We start from the raw sequence: 20,072 nt of genomic DNA on the forward strand, positions 1-20,072 counted from the left end.
AAATGTGAATAGTCCTTTTATAAGTTGGCACAATTACAAAATTGTTACAGCCATTTTAAAAATTTTCTAATAGTTTTTAGTTTGTCGCCATAAGGAGCGTATCGCATTGGTAAATCCAACCAATTGGCTTTTTTTACTATTCCTTTGCTGTGAGAAAAAACATCAAAGCTCAAGCTACCATGATACGCACCTATACCACTATGTCCTACACCTCCAAAAGGCAATCTTTTATTTGAAAAATGCACAACAGTATCGTTGATGCAACCACCTCCAAAAGAGTAATTGGCTATCATTTGTGAGGCAAAAGTTTTGTTCTCGGTGAAGATGTACATAGACAAAGGCTTTTCATAGCGAGAAATGATAGTATGTAAATCTGCATTACTAGCGTAAGTTAAAATAGGTAAAAGCGGTCCAAAGATTTCGTCTTTCATAATCAAACTATCTAAGTTGCTCTCGGCGATAAGTGTGGGTGCAATGTAACAATCTGACTCATCTGTTTGTCCGCCAAAAATAACGTTAGCAGGGTCAATTAATTCGATTAGGCGGCTCCAATTTTTCAAGTTTATTATTCGAGAATAATCTGGAGAAGTTTTTGGCGTTAAGCCATAAGCCGCAGTAATTTCTTCTTTTAGGTGTTTGATGAATTGCTCCTTCATATCTTTTTGAACCAAGATATAATCAGGTGCAATGCAGGTTTGTCCAGCATTTATAAATTTTCCCCAAACGATGCGCTTGGCTGCTAGTTTAAGATTTGCTGTTTCATCAACAATGCAAGGGTTTTTACCTCCTAGTTCTAAAGTAACCGGTGTTAAATGCACAGCTGCTGCAGCGGCTACTATTTTACCCACAGGAACACTACCCGTAAAAAAGATGTAATCCCATCGTTGTGCCAGTAATTCCTTAGAGACATCGACCCCGCCTTGAACTACTGAAACATGTTCAGGTCTAAAAGTGAGTGCAATGATTTTTGCTAAAACTTCGGATGTTTTTGGTGTTAACTCTGAGGGTTTTAAAACCACCTGATTCCCAGCTGCTATAGCAGAAATAAGTGGACACATCGCTAACTGATAGGGATAATTCCAAGGGGCGATAATTAAGACCTTTCCGTAGGGTTCTTTATAAATAAAATCTCGAGAAGGAAAATTTAGAATCGAAGGCAAAACAGCCTCAGGTTTAGACCACTTTTTAATATTTTTAATCGTATCCTTTAATTCCGAAACGACATAACTTGTTTCGGTAAGAACGGCTTCAAATGCAGGTTTTTTAAAGTCTTGGTACAAAGCATCAATGATCTCGTTTTCATGCAAGAGCACGTTGTTGAGAAGCTTGATTAACATTTCTTTTCGGTAAGCTATATTTGTTTTAAAGTCCATGGTATCATTTTTTATGGTAGTGTAGCTACCGGATTTATTTCACGGCATTCCAGATCACTTCGTTAGGAACTGGAGCAACAATACACAATTCTAGTTTACTAACGGGATGTGTAAAAACTAATTGTCTTGCATGCAAATGAATCCCTCCATCTGCGTTGCTGCGGTCAAAACCGTATTTTAAATCTCCTTTTATAGGAGATCCTATTGCAGCGAGTTGCGCTCGTATTTGATGGTGTCTACCCGTGTGTAAGTTTATTTCTAAAGCAAAGTAATTGTTTAACTCCTTAAATATAGTGTAATCTAAGCTTGCTTGTTTGCTATCAGGAACTTCTTTTATATGCGCTTTTGAACTGTTATTTTTTTCGTTTCTTTTTAGAAAATGAATTAGTGTATCTGCAGGTTTTGCGGGTTTGTTTTTAACAACTGCCCAATAGGTTTTTTTGGTCTCTCTATTTTTAAACAGTTCGTTCATTCGCGTAAGCGCTTTACTAGTTTTTGCAAAAACCACAATTCCAGAAGTCGGTCTATCTAATCGATGCACAACACCTAGGAAGACATCACCGGGTTTATCATACTTCACTTTGATATATTCCTTGACAACATCAGATAAGGGTTTGTCTCCTGTTTTATCGCCTTGCACAATATCTCCTACACGTTTGTTGATTACAATTATGTGGTTGTCCTCGTGTAAAACATCAAGATTGTCTTTTGTCGAAATTATTTTCAAAACAGTAAATTTAGATTATAGGAAATAAAAAATCCCTTAAATAGTACGCTTGTACAGTAAAACTGCAGCAGAATATATAAGGGAGTATAGGGGGATATTAATATTGTTCTTTCTCGTTAGGGAAGTCGCTAGATTTTACATCAGCAACATACTGGCCAATTGCTTTAGTCATTCCTTCATACAAATCCATATAACGACGCAAGAAACGCGGACTAAACTCATTGTTCATTCCTAACATATCGTGAATTACAAGTACTTGACCATCGACACCACCACCAGCACCAATTCCTATAACAGGAATAGCGATACTCTTGGCTACTTTTTCAGCAAGGTGGGCAGGTATTTTTTCAAGAACTAAGGCAAAACAACCCAAACGCTCTAATAATTTTGCGTCTTCTATTAATTTATCAGCCTCTTCATCTTCTTTTGCACGTACAGTGTAGGTACCAAATTTATAAATGGACTGTGGAGTTAAACCCAAGTGTCCCATAACTGGAATGCCTGCGTTTAATATTTTTTTTATTGATTCTTTGATTTCTTTTCCACCCTCTAATTTTACTGCATGACCACCGCTTTCTTTCATTATTCGAATAGCAGAGCGCAAGGCTTCTTTAGGGTCAGACTGGTAGCTACCAAAGGGTAAATCTACTACAACTAGTGATCGTTCTATTGCACGCACTACAGATGATGCATGGTAGATCATTTGATCTAAAGTAATAGGTAGTGTCGTTTCATGACCAGCCATGACATTTGATGCAGAATCCCCAACAAGGATAACATCAATTCCAGCAGTATCAACAATTTTTGCCATTGTAAAATCGTAAGCCGTAAGCATAGAGATTTTCTCTCCATTAGCTTTCATCTCAATCAGTGACTTTGTTGTAATTCTTTTATAATCTTTTTTTGCTACAGACATAGTTGTATTTTTTGGAAACGTAAAAGTACTAAAACAAATTCTTATCAAACCTAAAAAAAGTACCGACTTTATTCATTTCCTTCTTATACCAACATTTAGTTTGCCGTTTTTTTCTTTTTCGAAATGGTATCTTCAATTAATGTCACCGCTTCTTCGATTGTTGTGGTATTTGTATTGATAGCAAAACTACCATTTCCATAAGGAGTGTACATCTTCTCATTGGTCACACAAAAAAGACCTACAGTAGTAGATAGTGAAGCACTAGCGAGGTGCATCATGCCGCTATCTGCACCTACAAATAGTTCAGTATTAGCTATAAAAGCCGCGATTTCTCTAATGTCCTTACTGTAAAAAGAAGGGGCTTCAAAGTTAATTTGAGAAACGTTTTCAACAGGTAAAACTTCCACGATATTATATTCAGGAAAGCGCTCTTTTAATTGGTTATAAAATGGCTGCCACCAACTATTTTTATAGCACTTATCCCCAGTCGCAAAGGTGAAAATACAAAGTGTTTTTTTATCATTCTTTACAATTTCTTGCAAAGTATTTTTGGCATTTGCTAATTCTTCAGTAGACAGCTTGAGATTTAATGAAGGAACGGGTTTGTTGTTTTCAGGAAATCCTAATACTTGTAAATAATGTCTAAAATTATAAACAGGGTATTTAGCAATATGGTCATAATCGGTATGCTTTGCAGCGAGATTATCAACATCATCCCCAAAGAATTTAAAATCAGCATTGGCAAATTGAGCAGACAAACGACCTGAAGAAGAATTTTTTACCACATTTATAACAATATCGTAGTTGTAAGCTTTAATTGCCATCCAGCCTTTTACATACTTTATCAATTCTTTAAACGGTTTTCTAGGCAGTCGAATAATTTTATTGATATGTTCGTAACCCTGAAAAATACTAGGCGCTGCATTTCCATTGACAAATAAATCAATCTTACAATTTGGAAACGTAGCGATCACTTCTTGCAACAGGGGAGTCATAAGCAATTGATTGCCTAATCTAGGATTGGGTCTACATATAAGTATACGAGTAACGTTGACCTTAGTAATATCGCCACCTTTAGAAAAATGGGCAGAACCTATATTCCTAGTAATGTTTTGCATTAGCCTCCTACGTACACTATTTACTTTGCTTTTTATGCTCATGTTTTAAAATTTATCTCTTAATAAATGAAGCACAAATTGAATTATTTGTAAAAGTGCTTCTAACGATTGTACCAACTGTCTCTAAAATGATCTCGATTGTAAGGCCAAAGAAACAATTAAAAAATTAAAGTATGTTTATAAGTTTAGCATCACAAGATAAATTTTAAGCCACTATTAAGAAATTTAATGATTTCTTAATAGTTTGAGTTAGCAAAGTGGTTTTTTTATTACAATTGTTGCTTTGAAAAATTCTATCAGCTTATCCTATTACTTCATGCTGTTGAAATATTGTGTGCAGTAGTGTTGTTTTACCATTTTATCTACAAACTTATCGTGTGAATAATCATTTAATTAATAGAATTGATAAAAAATAAATGCATTAATAAAATATTAACACAATAGTATACTTTTGGCAAATAATTTATGAAACCACTTAAGTATAATTTATGAAGCAAATAAACCACCTTTATTACGCCGTACTGTTGTTATTAATGCCTTTTTGCATGAACGCACAATCAGTTAAAGGTACCATTCTCGACGGGAACGGACAGCCTATGGCATATTCTAACATTGTAAACAAAGCAACGGCAATTGGAGTAACTGCAGATGCAAATGGAAAATTTGAAATCAAAGTAAAAGGATTTCCTGTAACACTTATTGCAAAATATGTAGGATACCAAAACAAAACAATTGAAGTAGCTAGTGAGAGTGAAGATGTTATATTTCAGCTTGATCCTAACAATAGCTTAGACGAAGTTGTAGTAACAGGAAACAGAGCAAAAACGAGAACAGTATTAAGTTCTGCAGTGCCGATAGACAAGCTGTATGCTGAAGATTTAAAATCAAGCGGGCAAGTTACATTCGATAAAATGTTAGCTTATAAAATTCCTTCTTTTAATTCTAGTACACAAGCGGTTTCTGACGCCACAGCACATTTTGATCCGGCAGATTTACGTGGATTAGGACCTAGCCGTACCTTAGTATTAGTAAACGGAAAAAGAAAAAATCAAAGTGCACTCGTTTATATCAATGATACACCTGGAAAAGGAGAAGTAGGTACCGATATGAAAAGTATTCCTTTTTCTGCTATCGAAAGGGTAGAGGTTTTACGTGATGGTGCATCGTCACAATATGGTTCTGATGCTATTGCGGGTGTAGTCAACATCATTCTTAAAAAGCAAACTAATTTTACTGAAGTTAGTTTGACGTCGGGAGTAACGTCTCAAGGTGATGGTTTCAATTTTGGTGCTGATTTAAATTCAGGATTTAAAATTGCTCAAAAAGGGTTTGTGAATTTCAACCTTTCATACCTAGACCAAAATAAAACAAATAGAGCAGGGAAGCCAGGAAGAGATGGTTTATTTGGAGTTGAAGCAAACGATCCACAATGGGGAGATTATCTAAAAAACAATCCAGATCTAGGAATGAACATTGGTCAGCCAGATACTAAGATGGGAGCTTTAGTTGTTAATGCAGAGTATCCACTTTCTGATAATACTACTATATATGCCTTTGGAGATATTAATATTCGAAAAGGAACAAGTTTTGCATTAAACAGAACACCTTACTGGGCATCAGATCCTTTTAATTTATTACATGATGCAGGAACAACTTATACTGGTTACCAACCTACTTTTAATACAGATATTTTCGATAATTTGGGATCTGTTGGATTAAGAACTTCAATCTTAGGATTTAGTTCTGATTTTAGTTTGACAACAGGATCAAATAAAGTGGATTACACTGTAGGAAGCACTTGGAATCCTATATTAGGTGCAGACAGTCCTACAGAGTTCAATGTAGGTGGCTATACCTTCAGTCAATTTGTGGGTAATGCTGACTTTTCTAGAACTTTTGATAAAGTTACTTTCGGTTTTGGTACTGAGCTTAGAAAAGAAACATACGAAGGTAGGGCTGGTCAAGAAGAATCATATGTAGGAGAGGGATCGATCTCTTTTCCTGGTCTAAGACCTTCTAATGCGTTCGTAGAAAGTCGTAATAATGTAGGTGTTTATTCAACTTTAGATTATGATGTTACCGATGCTTTTTTAATTGGAGGATCATTACGTTATGAGAATTACTCTGATTTTGGAAATAATTTCTCTTGGAAAGTGAATTCACGTTATAAATTAAATAACGATATTACTGTAAGAGCATCGTTTAGTACAGGATTTAGAGCTCCGGCCTTGCACCAAATTTATTTGAGTAACATTCAAACTATTGTAACTGGAGATACAGTTGCAAACGAAGTAACCTTTAATAACCAAGATCCAATAATTGTAGGTTTGGGTGTTCCCAAATTACATGCTGAGAAATCTCAAAATATCTCAACAGGAATTACTTTTAGAGCTGGTTCAAATTTTACAGCTTCTTTAGATTTCTACCATATTAAAGTAAACGACCGTGTGCTTTTTACAGGAAAAATAGAGAAGGATGATGATGATACTACGACGAATCCTATCGAAGAAATTCTTGATGCTAATAATGTTAAGAGCATGAAGTTTTTTATAAATGCAGTGAACACTACTACAAAAGGAGTTGACATTGTATTAAATTACAAAAACTTACAAATAGGAGACGGAAAATTAGGATTAAGTTTAGCTTCAAATATTGCTAACATTAAAATAAACGGACAAATTGCTACACCTGCAATTTTAAAAGACAACGGTTATGACATTTTTGATCGCAAGGAGCAATCTAGAATTTTAAGTGCGAGACCTAATACAAAAGTACTATTAGGAGCTAATTATGACTTTAAGAAAGCAACTTTCATTTTGAACAATACTTATTTTGGTGAAGTGACTTGGCAACATGCTAAAGACCCAGCAAAAGATCAAACATTTTCAGGAAAAGTGCTTACTGATTTTGGAGTGGCTTACAAAATCACCAACACAATATCAGCAAATGTTATGGTAAACAACTTATTCAATGTTTATCCAGATGTCATCGATACAAAAGGTGATGTGGTTACTGACTTAGGAGGTCGCTTCAAGTATCCGTGGGAAGTAAACCAGTTTGGGTTTAACGGTACTACTTTTACAGCAGGACTGAATTTTAAATTCTAAACTATAATTAAGGCATAAAAAAAACGGGATTTGTCCCGTTTTTTTGTGTCTTTATATTTCGATGTAAGTTCTTTATACTGGTAACTTTTCGATAATTATTGCTTCCCCATCAGCAGAAAAATAAGTACAAGTCATGCCTATTATATCGATACGCCATTTTGCAATACCACACTGCGCTGCTTGCTCACAAAAAGTAATATAATCCGTTTGTCCGCCTTGATGCATCACTAGATACTCGATAAAACGTTCTTTATTTACAGTGCTAGCGACTGGAAAATCAGTGTGTTTTCGATCTGTACTAGCATCGTCATTATTAGCTCCAAAATAAACTACGCGGCTGTCAGCAGTATAGGTATCATATTCTTCAATCCCCATGTTAATTAATTCCTGAATATAATTAGGAAAATCAGCACCTGTCTTTACTTTTTCGTACGCTACTTTTATAAGTTCTAGTGTAAACATAAATGTTGTTATTTTTAATTAAGAAAGAACGCAAACCTGACTATTTTATCTAGTTGAGATTTGGCACTAAAATACTATTTATTTTTAATTAAGCAATTTTTACTACCATTCCTGGTTTTAAAAAATAATAAGTTGCTGTATAATAAATAATTACCAATCTTTAAATTTAGCTATGCTGCTCCATCAATAACAGCTGACTTTGCTACAAAAACCAAATCGCTTCATGATGAGGTTCTGGTAGATGCATAAAAAAAGAGCGCTAATTAGCGCCCTTCTTGAATTATAGGTGTTATATCAATTATCTTCTGTTATCGTGTTTGTCGTATTTTTTATCATACTTTTTGTCGTACTTTTTATCGTTATATTTTTTTGCATAATAACGATCATTTCTAGAATCGTTTCTATCATTATAAACTACCGTTCTATTAGTAGTGCGGTTGATCACTACTTTATCACTGGCACCTCTATATCCAACTTTATATTTTGTTCTATCATTATTAAAGTTTCTATAAGGAGTGCTTCCGTGGTAGTCGTTCAAAACTACTTTGTATCCTGTGTTTACATTGTAATTACTATAATGGCGAGGTAATGATCTTGATCGAACCCAGCTTCCTCCGTTGAGGTAAATGTATTGCTCATTACGAACATCATAGTATGACTGAATATCGGGAATGTAATAGTAGCTTGCGGCTACTCGCGCATTGTTATGATATACTGGTGCAGTACCAATATTCAAATTAACTGATATTTGTGCAGTTGCTGCAGTTGTAGTTCCAAGTAAAATTATTCCAGCGGCTATAAGTTTTAGAGTTTTCATATTTTCTATATTTTAAATTGTAATGTTCTTTTTAATTAATGCGTATATACATTTGGTGTATTTCCAACAACTGTGCCACTGCAGTATATTAACGTTTTTTTAGCGTAGGTCCACAGCGATTAATTTTCTTTTTCATATATTAATATATTGAATTTTAATTAGTTATATATTTTTTATTTTCGAATAAAAAAATGCAAGTGCAATTGCTTTTCGAAAAAATGTAGCGTAAGAGCATAATTTATAACTTTTCAAAACAGGATTTTTTAATTTATTCATCTTCCTATTTCCTTGCTATTTTAAAAAATCCAATTAATCGAGATGGCAGTTTTTAGAATAATTTATTTCGGTATTTCCAAAATCAAAAATATGATCCAACAATAATTTGGCTTACCTGACGTTTTACACCAATACCATTTTTCAAAAAGTAATTATCTACAATTTTTTGAAATTGTTAACTAGTACCTTCTTTGAACAAATTTGTACATTAAATATCTTTTTTACATCTAATGTAAGAGATAGCATTCGAACTTTTCACAGCTAACAATGTACCCATTTACCCAGTATTTGTGGGTATTGAGTAACAAGTGAGTAATTATTATACAAACTTAAAAAGTGGCATATTGCGTAAGTCGTTGAAAAATAAGGGATAGCCATTTTGGAGCGTAGTTTGCTTAGTATTTTGTCGAAAACAATTACACATCAAACTAAGTTTTGCAATATGAAAACACAAACCATACAACCTACAAACGCTTTTTTTGTCGATACAGACAATGCTAGCACTCAAAAAGAAAGTATCTCTAAAAGCACAATCTCAAACCGAATTGTTCTAACAGCTACCATGCTACTTTTATTAAGTGGAGCTGCATTAGTTTACTTTTTACAGCCTGATTTTTATAATTTCAATCAAAGCAGAATCAATTCTCCTTTAGGTTTGGCTTTTCTAGGACTGACCATCTCACTATTGTTATTCAAAATCTCTTTCTTACTTTACAATGTATACTTGTATTTTCAATACAAACCTATTGAGTCTGTAAGCGACGAATTGCTACCTACATGTACAGTGATTGTTCCAGCTTACAACGAAGGAAAATTAGTGTATCAAACATTACACAGTATTGCAAATAGTGACTTCCCAGCTCACAAAATTCAAATCCTTGCCATTGACGATGGTAGTAAAGATGATACTTGGTACTGGATGAACAAAGCCAAAGAAGAACTTGGTGACCGTGTAGTTACATTCCAACAACCAGAAAACAAAGGAAAAAGACACGCTTTATACCGTGGATTTAATCTAGGAACAGGAGAAATCTTTGTAACTATTGATAGTGATTCAATCATAAAAACAGACACTTTAAGAAATTTAGTAAGTCCGTTTATAGTGGATCAAAACTGTGGAGCAGTAGCAGGAAATGTACGTGTACTTAATAATAAAAGTGCCATTTTACCTAAAATGCTAAACGTGAGTTTTGTGATGAGTTTTGAGTTTGTACGTTCTGCAGAAAGCCAATTAGGTAGTGTTTTGTGCACACCAGGAGCATTAGCAGCCTACAAAGCATCAGCCGTATTCAAATGTTTACCAGAGTGGATTGATCAAAAATTCATGGGTGTAGCATCTGACATTGGAGAAGATAGAGCCATGACAAACATGATCTTAAAACAAGGTAAAAAAGTATTATTCCAACGTAATGCGATTGTTTTAACTGACGTTCCTGAAAGATATAAAGGACTATACAAAATGTTCATTAGATGGGGTAGAAGTAACGTGCGTGAAAACTTAGTAATGTCAAAATTCGTTTTCACCAACTTTAGAAAAGAATCAAAAGTAGGAGCAAGATTGTTGTTTACAAATCAGTTTTTAACAATCATCATGACGTACCCATTTTTCTTATTCATGTTGTATTTCATTGTAATGCACCCGTTATTATTCATAAGTTCAACATTGTTAGGAATCTTAATTGTATCAAGTTTTCCGGTATTGTTCTACGCAAAAAAATACAGCGCAAAAGAGTCATTATGGGCTTATGCATATAGTGTTTTATACACATTCGGTTTATTCTGGATTGCACCTTACGCCATTGCAACTGCAGGACGTAGCGGATGGTTGACTAGAGAAATCGTTGCAAAATAATTAAAATTACATTTATCGTAATTTATAAAAAACCACTTTTCGGAGTGGTTTTTTTATGCCTTAAAATCAGCTAATTAAATGTATAAACATATTTCGGGCGTGCCAGCAATAAAGCAAGGGGATTACATTAGATTGCAGCTATTTATCCCCTTGCTTCATTGCTGTCGGGCTATACGCGCTACTTCGGTAGCTAGCTGCTATCCCTCACGCAAATACAAAACTGCTACCAAGTAGACATAAAAAAATCGATAGCTATTAAACTATCGATTTTATGTTTTTAGAATGTTATAATACGCTCTCTAAATTTATTTATTTGTGAACCATAAATAAAAAGTGAAGCCTAGAATAACGATTGTTTTTATATTACAGTACGTCAGTTTGAATCGTGACGTCACACGTTGGCAACTTTCTTCTTTACATTCCATAGTGTTATTATTTAGTATCTGACTTTCCTGTGCAAAAAGCATTCCCAACCACTTTTGCTACTGCCATCCCAAAGATGATGTGTCCCATTAAACTTCCAATTGCTAACAATAATTTCGGACCTTCCATTGCGGGCATTCCCATCATGGCACCCATAACTTTCATCATAATTTGAGCAACCACAAAGGCTACAATCCCAAAAAGCGCTCCTTTCAAGTAATGGTTATCGGCTTTAATTTTTGATGCGACAAAAAAGGTGTAAATCAAAGCAAACACAATCCCTATTACAAAATGCATCATCCAACCCACAAAAATAGGCATTCCCATCATTCCCGAAACCATTTCTGGTGGTGACATTTTGGGCATTCCCATCATTTGGCTAATCATCATTACTGCTGTCATTACAACCGTACCTATAATACCTGCTAAAACTGATTTTTGGATCTTGTTACTCATAATTTTTAATTTTAAGTTAGTTTAAATAATTGCTGTGTTTATCGCTCGCTTATTACTTAATACCAATAATGATTAAAAATCACCCATCCGCTCAAAGTTTTTTTAATTATTTTCTTTTTCGGCAGCTTCTTTCATCTTTTTGATCTGTTGAACGCACTTGTATTTTTGGTTTTGTAAGTTGTGTTTGGTAGCATAACCGTATTCTTTTTGAATCTCTTCGACGGCTTTTTCTTTAAAAAACATATCGTGAATCAATCCTTGACAGTGCTTAGTGATTTTGTGCAAGTACGATTGTAGTTTGTCGACATAGGTTTTTTCTTTTTCTATCGCCAGTTCAATTTCTTCATAAAATTTATTATCATGAACAGTAGTAAATTCAGTTTCACGGTGGGCATATCGCAATCTTTTAAACCATAAATTTTTGGCGATTGCCATGATATAGGTTTTTATCGAAGCTGTCAACATAAAGTCGTCTTGACGTAGCTTTTCTAAAAGAACAATCATCGTATCCTGAAAAATATCTTCGGCATCATCTGTGCGACCGTTGTTATTAAGAATAAAATATTCTACCATACCAAAGTAGGCTTTGTAAAGTTCGCCGTAAGCTTGATTGTTTTCTCCTTTGAGATCGTCTATTATTGCTGTAGTCATGTAGTTGATTTGCTGCCTTTTTTTTTAAATAATTCCTAATGAAGCAGTAGTAGTGTACTAAAATACAAATTTAAATGATAATGCTGTCTTCGTTTAATCTAGCTTCCTATAATTGCAATAGTGGTGCTACTGAATTATTTATGTAGCTGTAAAGAACTGTCTTTTTAAATACTGAAAGCTAATCCATGATCATTTTTTCAACAATTTGTTCTCCTGTTTCGAAGTCTTTTCCATAAAGAAGAGCAAAAGCAGCTTTAGTTTTAAAACCGAAAAAACCTCTTTCTAGCTTTATGTAGATTTTATCTAGGTACATTTTTTTCTCGTTGACAGTGATAAAAATTCGAGGACCGTGTTTTTGATTGTCAATTAAATAGAAATATATTTTATCTGAAGCAGCAAGACTTAATTTGTACAACGCACCATTAGACTCTTCTAATGTCATTCCGTATGCCATTCTCCTTTGTAGTCCTGATAAAGGTCTTTTTTGGCCTTCCTCAGTGTAAACAATTTCATACTCAGTAACAGGATCGGTAACATTTAATACACCATTGCTGATATTGGCGTCATACACATAGGTATTGTGGTTTTTACTGTGTTGGATGTAGAACAAGCGGTTAGTGGTTTTTTCAGGTTCAGGATAACCTTCCTGAGCAAAACAACTTGCCGAAAATAGTAGGAAACAGAAGCCTGCTAAAAGTGCTTTTAAAAGTGTTGGTATTTTAAAATAGCTCATGGTTACTAATTATTTTTAGTTCTCTAAAGTCAAAGTGAATGAAAGAGGTATTTTCGAAATAGAAGCTGTTAGCAGCGATATACGCTATCACTACCGTTACATTTTCTGAATTTATTAAAGGTAATCATTCCAATTTTTAAAATGAAATTATCGAAACATTATCCAGTAAGCGAGTTGAATTATGCCACAAATAGAGTCAGTTGGGCTGCGTTATAAATGGTTAAAAGGAAATGAATTTTTAAAAGAAAAACAGCCTTTAAATAATTGCTTCCGACTTTTAATTTAGCAGTTTTGATTGATAATGGTATGGAGTTTCTCAGCATCTTCTCTTTCAAAATCTCTTAAATCAAATTCATATCGCACAGCATCGCCATTGAATATTTTTAAATTTTTATGCTCTAAGGTTGCATGGCTCAATTCATCAAATTGTATGGTTTCTCCCCAGAAAGACTTGATGCGAATTAAGGCGCCTTTTTTAGTCCATTGAACATAGTTTCTAAACCAAAACATTCTGAAGTAGAATAAGACTTGAATCAAAGAACCTGTACCTGCAAGCCTTTTGTTTAATTTAGGGTTGGCAAATTCAATTATTTCAAAAGTACCAAAGATCAAACATAGAATACTAATTAGCATCAAAGTAATGAGAGGCCAGCTTTTTGCTACATTGTCAAATTTAATTCTTTTCATATTTTCTCAATTTAATTACTATTTTAACGATGAAAAACAACGCCACAGCTAAGAACACCCCAGCAGCTACAAAGTCTTTTTGATTGTAATACACTATCCCAGAAAAGATTCCGATAACGATCCACAAGATATCAATAATAAATTGTACTTTTTTTGGTTTCATATTAATTTATTTTACTATTTCTCCATCTTTGTAAATCAGTTCTTGGAACGGTTTACCATCAATATCGTATGTTTTCATTACACCGTTGCCATTTGTGACAGTGCCTTTATCTAGCATATTTCCTTGACCGTCGTAGTAATTAATTATTTCGACTAGCTTTCCGTTATTCCATGTTCTTTCGGTTTGCAATTGTCCGTTGTCGAAGTACCATTTCCATACTCCAATTCTCTTGCCTTCATCCAAAGTTCCAATTCCTTGCTGCACACCATTAGGGTGAATAAAATGCCACTCTCCATCTTGTTTGCCATTTTTAAATGCACCATATTGATGTAGTTCTCCATTTTCATGATAAAACTTCCATTCTCCTGTCTCTTTTCCATACAAATAATCTCCAACTTGAAATAGTTTCCCATTTTCATGGTACATTTTCCACTGACCATTTTTTAGGTTGCTCGATATTCTTCCTTTAGATTCCAATGTACCGTCTTCGTAAAAGTTTTTCTCGACAGTACAAGAACTGAATATGAGAATGGAAATAAGGATCAATATTGTTTTATTCATGAAATGTTTTTAGATGTTAGGACTATGTTCTTAAAATTCTATTTTTAGCTTATTTGTTATCGTAAAGCGAGTTCTTTTTAATTATTTAGCGCTATTACTTATTATTTTTTATGGCAGTAAAGTTTTAATGATAATATCTTTAGTTATGTTGATGTAATTATAATTTTTATTCCTCATGCGATAATGAAGAAATATATCGTTTGTTGCGCTAAGTTAATGAGTTCTTCCTATTTTTTAAAATTCTTAAAGTAACTTTATCTAGCTTTCCATCATAGTATTTATTAATAGTGTCTTCAAAGCAAAGTAAGTCGCTATTATTCTCAAATTGTCTATTTGATCGCACTACGAAATAAAAAAGTGTCATTGAAGAATGAAATTTGAGGTAGTCTGGAAACCCAAATATTTCCTCCGCTGTTTTTCCATTAATATCGTAAGCTAAAATCTTTGTTAACTCAATTAGTCTCTTTGATAGCAGTTCGTCCTTCAAATAGTATTCGGCTTCTTCAATGTTCACAATCTCATATTTTTTTGCAATGGTAGATTTGCCTAAACCTGCTATTTGTGGAAATACAAACCACATCCAATGGCTCATTTTTTTACCATTTTTAATTTCTTCTAATACTTGAGTGAGGCAAGTATCTTGAGCAGTCTTAAATTTAATTAAATCACCTTTCATCTGTGTAGGATTGTTTTTAAAATATTTTACAAAATTTTGACACTTTAATATAGTTGGAAGTTTCTAACTGCTCAATTTACGGTCTAACGAAAACTTGATGCTAAACGATAATTCCACTAAATTCGCAAATGTCGCAAGACGTGTATTAGTGGCTGGCAATTCATTCCTGTTGGATCCATTCATATTTTCCATTTTTCAGATATATTATTCCGCCTCCGCAACTTTCTTCATCGTGCATAAATATACCGTCATTTGCCAGTTTTATTTTATCAACTTCTTCTATCTCTTCGTCGGATAATATTTCTCCATCTTCATTTACATTATTCCAATAGATTTCATTTTTGGGTGCTTTTTCAAAAATTCCCGCCCAATCAATTTCATCAAAACCTTGTTCTAAAATATTATTTCCCATTCCGAAATAATCAGTTCTATTTCCGTTTCCAAAGATTATTCTCAAACCGCTTTTTCCGTTTTTTGTACTCCTAACTATTTCAACTATTTCATTCAAATTATCTCCGTCTAAATCACACAGAATTTTGTTTGTTTTGTGTTTTTTAGAAATTTGAATTGTGTCAATATTTTTAACTTCGATTTCTCTTATTGCTTCCGTGTTAAATTCTTTATTTTGGACTTTTTCAGATTCTTCTTTTACTTCCTTTTTACAAGAAATAAAAACTAGGGTAAAAAGTATTAATAGTCTAATTTTCATATTTCGGTTTCTGATTAATTTCCGATTAGACAAAGATTGATTTTAAGTATTGTCTACTTTACGAATTGTTTCTTTTTTGATTTGTTCTGATAATTAAATTGCTATTTTCGGTAGAGAGTTTTCTGCAAACACTTAATTTAAAACGAATCATTTTCAAGAAGATTAAATCTATTTATCTTTTATTATTTCAGTTTTTAATTTTGATTTCAGAACAAACCAAATTGGAACGATAAAAATTATAAATAAACCAAAATCAAAACTTGATTCTGTTTTAATTCTGTGTGCGATTAATGCTCCAATTAAAATTCCTGTACAAAAAAGTCCAATTGTAATTGATTGAATCGCTTTTTTTGAGAAAGTGAAATTTCCAATTTTAATTTGTTTCATAAATTTTCAATAAAAAGTTACTTATTTCAGATTTTATAAAGTTATGCACGTTAACGTTCTCCCTAATTTCGCTGTTTACGACTCACTAAGACGATTATTTTCAGCCAAACGAAAATACAAATTTTAAACGGTAATTCGACTAAATTCCAGCTAGCTCAAAATGGCGGTTACATGCTGGCTTTTTATTTATTTGCTTTTATTGAATCTTTAGAATTATTTAAAGCCTTATTTTTATTTATAAAATGAATTTTAGTATTCAGTGTGTCGGGTATAGTAAGCTTTATTTCTTGAGGATTATTAATTTTAATTTCTGAAACTTCCTTTTTTATTGAAAATGTTGAAAATATTATTAGAAGAGTCATTAATCCAAAACCCATATTTGCTATTTCAAAGCATCTTGAACCAAGAATTAAATTTTCTCCTTTTAAATTATCAATAGGAGCTGTCTGATTAACGGTAAAAATTAAATCATTTATTTCTTCATTCACGAAGTCTAATTCAGTTACTGCACGTTGTGGTTTAGTAATTGTAGATGTACTTCTTGTAGCATATCTGTATTTATTAATTTTCAGTGTTTTTATAGCGTGAAATATTGCTAGTAAATAATGAAATAATACAACTAAAAAAATTACAGTAATTAGTATTTTAAATGAATTTGTAATTCCGTTAAAATTATCAAATAAAAGAGGAACAAATAAGGCGAAAATTGATGTAACAATACTAGCTTGTCCAACCAACTGAGAATTTTTGTTTTCTATAGTTGTTCTTCTATCTTTCTGATAGTTGTCAATTTCTTTTAAGTACGTTAAGTATCTTTCCGCAATTTTAATATCTCCACTTGGATTGTAAATTTCGATTTTTTTTTACTTTTCTGTTTTATTATTTGAACTTGTAATTCCGATATAATCTAAGTATTTTTTTATCATCATTTTAAAGTTAAATAGTTAATTATTTCATCGGATATTTTTAAATCTAATTCAGTTTCTAGCCAAGCCCATTGACCATTTGGATTAATTTCTAAAAAGACATATTCGCCGTTTAGTTTTTTAATAAGGTCAATCGCTCCAAATGACAATTGTAATTTCTTTGTAATTAATATGCATTTTTCGGATATATCTTTTGGAAGTTCATATTTTTCAAAAGGCATTTTTTCTTTACGCCAATCAATTTTGGTTTCATTTGAAATTTGAGAATTAATTTTCGCAGAGAAAACTTTTTCGCCGATTACTGTCACTCTAATTTCATATTCTTTATCAACATACTCTTGAAAAATACAAGGTGTTAAATCAAATTCATTTATTGTTTTAATATTATCTAAACTCAATTTATTAGTGAAGATAGTTTCAAAACCTTCTTTTTGTCTTATTCTACCTTGTCTAATAGGTTTTATTATTATGTTATTTTGAAACTTATCGATAAAACTTTTAAGTTCTTTGTGAGAGTTAGTTATTAATGTTTGAGGGATTATAAAGCCAATAGATTTAGCGATTTTTAATTGTAGAAGTTTATTTTCAGCTTTAAAAATATATTGTGGATTACTTAACCATTTTTCAGTGTCGATAAGATTATATATATTATCAAACAATGTTTCATAATCACTTAACAAATATAGTTTTTCGGCTTCATTATTAGAAATGATTTCAGGTAATTTGGTTCTTCTAAACCAAACGGAAGTAAAATTACTTATACCATTTATATTAAAATGAAAATCATTTTCATTTTCAAAATTATATATATCAGTATGAATATCTTCACAATTCAGTCTGAAGTATTTAATATTTCTTTTATTAAGTTTTTCAATTACAAAATCAGCAGTAAAATCTTCTTTATGTGTAATAATTAAAATCATTTATCGGAATCTGTTGGTTCTTGAGATTCTGTAATTGTTTGCGTATCCATAAGCAATTTTAATGATGAATAATTATGGTCACTATCACTTGGTTCTGTTGTAGTAAACGTTTCAGAAGTAGTGTCTAATAATCTTTTAAGTCTAAATCTATAATCATTATCCGAATCTGTAGGTTCATTAGTTGTTTTGGTAAAAGTTTCAGTTCCCATATTAACATATGTTATTGCTGGAATTTCTGTATTTTTTAAAACTGATAAATTTTGCTTTTTTGAATATTCAATTATTGAATAGTCTAAATTGTTAATTTTTGGCTTTTCTGCGAATCCCAGTATAAATGATTTCATAATTTCTGATTTTTTTATCGGTTATCTTCGGTTTTTTAAGCTTGTGCATAACGTATTGGCGCTTGCCGAGGTTGGGGACTTTTGAAAACGAGTATTTTCGGCTTAACGTAAATGTAGTAAAAAAACGCTAATTCTACTAAATCCCCAATCTTGGCAAACGGCTGTTGATAGCTGGCTTTTTTACTATAATTCGTCGGTATTCCAATTCAATTTTTCTAAATTATCTTTATGATATTCAAGCAAATGCTCTCTAACCTCATTGTCATAATCTAAATAGTCTTTCTCTTTTAACATCTCTAAAGGCATTTCTCCTTGTACCTCATTAATAACTTCTTCGTTAAGAAATTCTATTAAATCTTCTAAATTTTCCACAGTGAAATCTCTATCTGTATAATCGTCAGGAAATATAATTTCATTATTTTCATAATCCCATTCTGCTCTATTAAGGATAGATTTCAATGATTCTTTTGGAATATTTACTTCTGGATCATAATAGTCATATGAGATTTCATTTATAAATCTTTCTAATTCTAAGTAAAGTTGTGGTTTATTATAATTTTCAGAAAAAATCACATTTTTTAAAATTTCAGTAGAGAGTTTACCTTTTAATTTCTCATCAATAAAGAAAAATTTTGTATTTATTGGAATAGATGAATTTTCAATCTGTTCTGTAACGTTTTCAATAATGCCTTTTATTTGTAGTGTAGCTTGGTCATCGTCTAGAATTATAATAACAGCTTTGTTTTGATGGTAAGTTGCATAAAGATTTAAAAGAGAAGGAATTTGTCTTATGTTATTTATTCCTTCCAAAGAAATAATTTTATAAGAAAGTAGAAAATCTAATTCTATTGGTTTTAAGAGATTATCAATAATTTGAATATCGCTTTTACCTTCAACAAAAATTAATAAATCTTCGGTTATTTTTCTTTTTGTAGTTTTTTGTTGAAATAGCTGTGCTGTTAGAAAATCTAATTTGTTTTCTTTTGATATTTTTTCGGCTTTATTTTTTAAGCTATATGGAACATTTAAGCTTCCTGTGTCTCCTGCTTCTCGCAATTTAAATTTCAAAACATCAAGAAATGCAACTTTGCCATTAAAAATTAATTTAATATCTGAAGAATCAAATAGTAATATGTTTAGTGATTTTCCAAATTTCAGAGCATCTTCAACATCATTCGAATAGCCATTTACAGCAATATAAATACCACTTGTAGTATGAAATTTACCATCAAGTTTTCCTTTGAACGCATATATACTTGAAGCTGGTATTTTAGGCTTAACCCACTTTGCTTCCAATAAAAATGTCTGTCCTTTCCAAAAGAATGAGCCATCAACTTGTTCTCCTTTTGATTTATAACTCGCTCTTGGTTGAAGTTTTTCGTTTTCAAGTTTCGCTTCAATTAGTTTTTCAAATTCGTATCCTCTTTGTTGTGGTGTGAATAGTGACTCATTGTACAGTTTATTGTACAAATTTTTAATTTCGTCATTATTTAATTTAGGTTTACTCATTTTTACATACGTTTTTTCTGCGGTAAGCTTGCTACCAACTCGCTTATATCATTACAAAGTATCCCCTTTTTAGGTATTTACTAACTAATAAGATACTGTCGCGTCTCCAACAAATATAACATTAAATACCATCTGTTAAAATTTTGATTAGAATTTAATTAGTTAATTTTCTTACAGTATTAATTATGAAATGGGAACAGCTCCGCATGAGGGATGGCAGTGGAAATCCTCCCAATTTTTATTGGGAGATTGCAGCGTACAGCCTGACGCTACCGC

General features: G+C 32.2%; 21 protein-coding genes. 2 read left to right on the forward strand and 19 right to left on the reverse strand.

Translation table 11 applies throughout. The features are described 5' to 3' along the window. Positions 1–44 precede the first annotated feature (44 nt). The 4 genes from H603_RS0107910 to H603_RS0107925 form a co-directional block, all read right to left on the reverse strand. A complete protein-coding gene (locus tag H603_RS0107910) occupies positions 45–1,373 on the reverse strand; it encodes an aldehyde dehydrogenase (RefSeq protein WP_026708079.1) in 1,329 nt (442 codons plus the stop codon). A gap of 34 nt (positions 1,374–1,407) precedes the next feature. Next, complete coding sequence (locus H603_RS0107915; protein ID WP_026708080.1) at positions 1,408–2,100, reverse strand: RluA family pseudouridine synthase; 693 nt, start codon at positions 2,098–2,100, stop codon at positions 1,408–1,410. Positions 2,101–2,197: 97 nt separating this feature from the next. Next, on the reverse strand, positions 2,198–3,016 hold the full coding sequence (panB, locus tag H603_RS0107920) for a 3-methyl-2-oxobutanoate hydroxymethyltransferase (RefSeq protein WP_026708081.1): 819 nt from the start codon (positions 3,014–3,016) through the stop codon (positions 2,198–2,200). Positions 3,017–3,111: 95 nt separating this feature from the next. Beyond that, complete coding sequence (locus H603_RS0107925) at positions 3,112–4,176, reverse strand: glycosyltransferase family 9 protein (protein ID WP_026708082.1); 1,065 nt, start codon at positions 4,174–4,176, stop codon at positions 3,112–3,114. 446 nt (positions 4,177–4,622) lie between these two features. Between H603_RS0107925 and H603_RS0107930 the strand changes: the two genes are divergently transcribed. Then, on the forward strand, positions 4,623–7,241 hold the full coding sequence (locus tag H603_RS0107930) for a TonB-dependent receptor (protein ID WP_026708083.1): 2,619 nt from the start codon (positions 4,623–4,625) through the stop codon (positions 7,239–7,241). A 72-nt stretch (positions 7,242–7,313) separates the two neighbouring features. Here the strand turns inward: H603_RS0107930 and H603_RS0107935 are convergent, their stop codons facing one another. Then, positions 7,314–7,703, reverse strand: coding sequence for a DUF1398 domain-containing protein (locus H603_RS0107935; protein WP_026708084.1), 390 nt, complete (start codon positions 7,701–7,703; stop codon positions 7,314–7,316). Between the two features lie 298 nt (positions 7,704–8,001). Beyond that, positions 8,002–8,520, reverse strand: a complete 519-nt coding sequence (locus H603_RS0107940; RefSeq protein ID WP_026708085.1) for a hypothetical protein — start codon at positions 8,518–8,520, stop codon at positions 8,002–8,004. Positions 8,521–9,238: 718 nt separating this feature from the next. Between H603_RS0107940 and H603_RS0107945 the strand changes: the two genes are divergently transcribed. Further along, a complete protein-coding gene (locus H603_RS0107945; protein ID WP_051219237.1) occupies positions 9,239–10,648 on the forward strand; it encodes a glycosyltransferase in 1,410 nt (469 codons plus the stop codon). A 432-nt stretch (positions 10,649–11,080) separates the two neighbouring features. On the opposite strand, the gene H603_RS17105 is transcribed toward H603_RS0107945, so the two are convergent. The 13 genes from H603_RS17105 to H603_RS17110 form a co-directional block, all read right to left on the reverse strand. Continuing rightward, positions 11,081–11,527 (reverse strand): DUF6789 family protein, encoded by a 447-nt coding sequence (locus H603_RS17105; protein WP_051219239.1) that lies wholly within the window; start codon positions 11,525–11,527, stop codon positions 11,081–11,083. A gap of 102 nt (positions 11,528–11,629) precedes the next feature. After that, positions 11,630–12,178: an RNA polymerase sigma factor gene (locus H603_RS0107955; RefSeq protein ID WP_026708087.1), complete on the reverse strand. Its 549-nt coding sequence runs from the start codon at positions 12,176–12,178 to the stop codon at positions 11,630–11,632. Between the two features lie 178 nt (positions 12,179–12,356). Further along, complete coding sequence (locus tag H603_RS0107960) at positions 12,357–12,911, reverse strand: DUF4833 domain-containing protein (protein WP_026708088.1); 555 nt, start codon at positions 12,909–12,911, stop codon at positions 12,357–12,359. Between the two features lie 282 nt (positions 12,912–13,193). Beyond that, entirely contained in the window at positions 13,194–13,598 is a 405-nt protein-coding gene (locus tag H603_RS0107965; RefSeq protein WP_026708089.1) for a hypothetical protein, read from the reverse strand. Further along, the gene (locus tag H603_RS17450) at positions 13,585–13,761 is read right to left on the reverse strand and encodes a hypothetical protein (protein WP_157510415.1); all 177 of its coding nucleotides are present in this window, start codon (positions 13,759–13,761) and stop codon (positions 13,585–13,587) included. The genes H603_RS0107965 and H603_RS17450 overlap by 14 nt, the downstream gene beginning before the upstream one ends. Before the next feature lie 6 nt (positions 13,762–13,767). Then, positions 13,768–14,322, reverse strand: a complete 555-nt coding sequence (locus tag H603_RS0107975; RefSeq protein WP_026708090.1) for a toxin-antitoxin system YwqK family antitoxin — start codon at positions 14,320–14,322, stop codon at positions 13,768–13,770. 208 nt (positions 14,323–14,530) lie between these two features. After that, positions 14,531–14,998 (reverse strand): DUF1810 domain-containing protein, encoded by a 468-nt coding sequence (locus tag H603_RS0107980; RefSeq protein ID WP_026708091.1) that lies wholly within the window; start codon positions 14,996–14,998, stop codon positions 14,531–14,533. 160 nt (positions 14,999–15,158) lie between these two features. Continuing rightward, entirely contained in the window at positions 15,159–15,707 is a 549-nt protein-coding gene (locus tag H603_RS0107985; protein WP_026708092.1) for a hypothetical protein, read from the reverse strand. A 168-nt stretch (positions 15,708–15,875) separates the two neighbouring features. After that, a complete protein-coding gene (locus tag H603_RS0107990; protein ID WP_026708093.1) occupies positions 15,876–16,094 on the reverse strand; it encodes a hypothetical protein in 219 nt (72 codons plus the stop codon). Between the two features lie 182 nt (positions 16,095–16,276). Then, the gene (locus H603_RS0107995) at positions 16,277–16,831 is read right to left on the reverse strand and encodes a hypothetical protein (protein ID WP_026708094.1); all 555 of its coding nucleotides are present in this window, start codon (positions 16,829–16,831) and stop codon (positions 16,277–16,279) included. A 188-nt stretch (positions 16,832–17,019) separates the two neighbouring features. Further along, a complete protein-coding gene (locus H603_RS0108000; protein ID WP_026708095.1) occupies positions 17,020–17,943 on the reverse strand; it encodes an MvdC/MvdD family ATP grasp protein in 924 nt (307 codons plus the stop codon). After that, positions 17,940–18,287 (reverse strand): hypothetical protein, encoded by a 348-nt coding sequence (locus H603_RS0108005; RefSeq protein ID WP_026708096.1) that lies wholly within the window; start codon positions 18,285–18,287, stop codon positions 17,940–17,942. Before H603_RS0108005 ends, H603_RS0108000 begins: the two co-directional genes overlap by 4 nt. 183 nt (positions 18,288–18,470) lie before the next feature. After that, positions 18,471–19,796, reverse strand: coding sequence for a restriction endonuclease (locus H603_RS17110; protein WP_051219241.1), 1,326 nt, complete (start codon positions 19,794–19,796; stop codon positions 18,471–18,473). Positions 19,797–20,072: the final 276 nt, after the last annotated feature.

It is taken from the genome of Flavobacterium frigidarium DSM 17623 (genome assembly GCF_000425505.1).
GTDB lineage: Bacteria > Bacteroidota > Bacteroidia > Flavobacteriales > Flavobacteriaceae > Flavobacterium > Flavobacterium frigidarium.

Coding starts and splice junctions, on each gene's coding strand:
- H603_RS0107990 (WP_026708093.1), bottom strand. CDS start 16,094: ATGAAACAAATTAAAATTGGAAATTTCACTTTCTCAAAAAAAGCGATT.
- H603_RS0107960 (WP_026708088.1), bottom strand. CDS start 12,911: ATGAGCTATTTTAAAATACCAACACTTTTAAAAGCACTTTTAGCAGGC.
- H603_RS0107965 (WP_026708089.1), bottom strand. CDS start 13,598: ATGAAAAGAATTAAATTTGACAATGTAGCAAAAAGCTGGCCTCTCATT.
- H603_RS0107980 (WP_026708091.1), bottom strand. CDS start 14,998: ATGAAAGGTGATTTAATTAAATTTAAGACTGCTCAAGATACTTGCCTC.
- H603_RS0107955 (WP_026708087.1), bottom strand. CDS start 12,178: ATGACTACAGCAATAATAGACGATCTCAAAGGAGAAAACAATCAAGCT.
- H603_RS17105 (WP_051219239.1), bottom strand. CDS start 11,527: ATGAGTAACAAGATCCAAAAATCAGTTTTAGCAGGTATTATAGGTACG.
- H603_RS0107975 (WP_026708090.1), bottom strand. CDS start 14,322: ATGAATAAAACAATATTGATCCTTATTTCCATTCTCATATTCAGTTCT.
- H603_RS0107925 (WP_026708082.1), bottom strand. CDS start 4,176: ATGAGCATAAAAAGCAAAGTAAATAGTGTACGTAGGAGGCTAATGCAA.
- H603_RS0108000 (WP_026708095.1), bottom strand. CDS start 17,943: ATGATTTTAATTATTACACATAAAGAAGATTTTACTGCTGATTTTGTA.
- H603_RS0107985 (WP_026708092.1), bottom strand. CDS start 15,707: ATGAAAATTAGACTATTAATACTTTTTACCCTAGTTTTTATTTCTTGT.
- H603_RS0107930 (WP_026708083.1), top strand. CDS start 4,623: ATGAAGCAAATAAACCACCTTTATTACGCCGTACTGTTGTTATTAATG.
- H603_RS0107940 (WP_026708085.1), bottom strand. CDS start 8,520: ATGAAAACTCTAAAACTTATAGCCGCTGGAATAATTTTACTTGGAACT.
- H603_RS0107945 (WP_051219237.1), top strand. CDS start 9,239: ATGAAAACACAAACCATACAACCTACAAACGCTTTTTTTGTCGATACA.
- panB (WP_026708081.1), bottom strand. CDS start 3,016: ATGTCTGTAGCAAAAAAAGATTATAAAAGAATTACAACAAAGTCACTG.
- H603_RS0108005 (WP_026708096.1), bottom strand. CDS start 18,287: ATGAAATCATTTATACTGGGATTCGCAGAAAAGCCAAAAATTAACAAT.
- H603_RS0107910 (WP_026708079.1), bottom strand. CDS start 1,373: ATGGACTTTAAAACAAATATAGCTTACCGAAAAGAAATGTTAATCAAG.
- H603_RS17450 (WP_157510415.1), bottom strand. CDS start 13,761: ATGAAACCAAAAAAAGTACAATTTATTATTGATATCTTGTGGATCGTT.
- H603_RS17110 (WP_051219241.1), bottom strand. CDS start 19,796: ATGAGTAAACCTAAATTAAATAATGACGAAATTAAAAATTTGTACAAT.
- H603_RS0107935 (WP_026708084.1), bottom strand. CDS start 7,703: ATGTTTACACTAGAACTTATAAAAGTAGCGTACGAAAAAGTAAAGACA.